This is a genomic window from Aneurinibacillus danicus, assembly GCF_007991215.1.
In the GTDB taxonomy this organism is placed as follows: Bacteria; Bacillota; Bacilli; order Aneurinibacillales; family Aneurinibacillaceae; genus Aneurinibacillus; species Aneurinibacillus danicus.
Window position 1 is genome coordinate 1 of record NZ_BJXX01000274.1, and the last position, 1,155, is coordinate 1,155.

The following is a 1,155-nucleotide window of genomic DNA, read 5'->3' on the forward strand; positions in this document are numbered from 1 at the left end:
TTATTAACAATAGATTTAATACCATAGAAAATTTTTTCTACAAAAAAGACCGGTAATTCACTGCTTTTATAGTGATTTATCGGTCTTTTATATGAAAATTACTTTTAGACAAAAAGGATTTCAAAAAGTGAACATTAATGTTTTAACATAGCAATTATATCGATATCAGTAAGCTTTTTTATAAGAAGTCCTCTTTTTGTTAAAAGATTTTATGTTTATTTTTCTTAGTAGAATGAACGTGTAGAATCCAATCAAAGCACCAATCGGATTTAATATCATATCATTCACATCAAATTCACCTAAATGGGTAATATATTGTAAAGTTTTAATTGTTGCGCTTACTATTATAGCTAAAAGAACTGTATTTTTTGTCTTTTGCATGTTTCTAAATAGAAATGGAAGTAAAAATCCAAAAGGAATAAAAAGCAACACTTTGTAAAATAAAGGATATAACCACACTTCAATTCTATCTGGAAATTGTGTAGCATATTCAAAAGTATTTTTAAATGGGATCAAATTATAACTAGGTAAGTAATGCTCAGGAAATTTTATATTAGCAAGCCTACGTGGGCTTAAAAAAAGTTTATTTATACATATCAGGGAATAAGCTATAAAGACAAACCAAAATAGATTCTTTATTATTTTATGATAGGGGGAAATCAACTTTTGTAAATCTGTAGAGATAATTTTCGAATTTCCAAACTCTTTAATAGATAGTTTTTCCGCTTCTTCCTTTGTTTTACCTTTATTCATATATTCATCTTTAAGAGCTAAAAGATGATCATAAAATTCTTCAGATAACTCCTCCCTTTCATTAGCGTCACAATCTAAATCTTGAATAATTTCATCAATATACTTTCTTAATCGATCCATTCCTATCCCCCTATATACAGGATTGAATTAAATTATGAATTTTGTGCCACTGATTAAGTTTTTCTTCTAACTCCATTTGTCCTTTTATTGTAATACGATAAAATTTTCTTCGTATCCCAACCTCAGATTCTCCCCAGTATGATTCAATCAAACTCTTTTGCTCTAAACGTTTCAAAGCTGGATAAAGAGTTCCGTGACTCATTTCATAAAATGTATTACTTTTTTCTTTTAATGTTTGGACAATCTCGTATCCATATGTATCTTTCTGTTTAATAACCAAAA

At 27.7% G+C, this 1,155-nt stretch carries 2 protein-coding genes; both read right to left on the bottom strand.

Annotated features, from left to right (window positions below):
- Positions 1 to 165 precede the first annotated feature (165 nt).
- Positions 166 to 873, bottom strand: a complete 708-nt coding sequence (locus ADA01nite_RS21695; RefSeq protein WP_146812501.1) for a VanZ family protein — start codon at positions 871 to 873, stop codon at positions 166 to 168.
- Positions 874 to 883: 10 nt separating this feature from the next.
- Entirely contained in the window at positions 884 to 1,153 is a 270-nt protein-coding gene (locus ADA01nite_RS21700; protein WP_146812502.1) for a PadR family transcriptional regulator, read from the bottom strand.
- Positions 1,154 to 1,155: the final 2 nt, after the last annotated feature.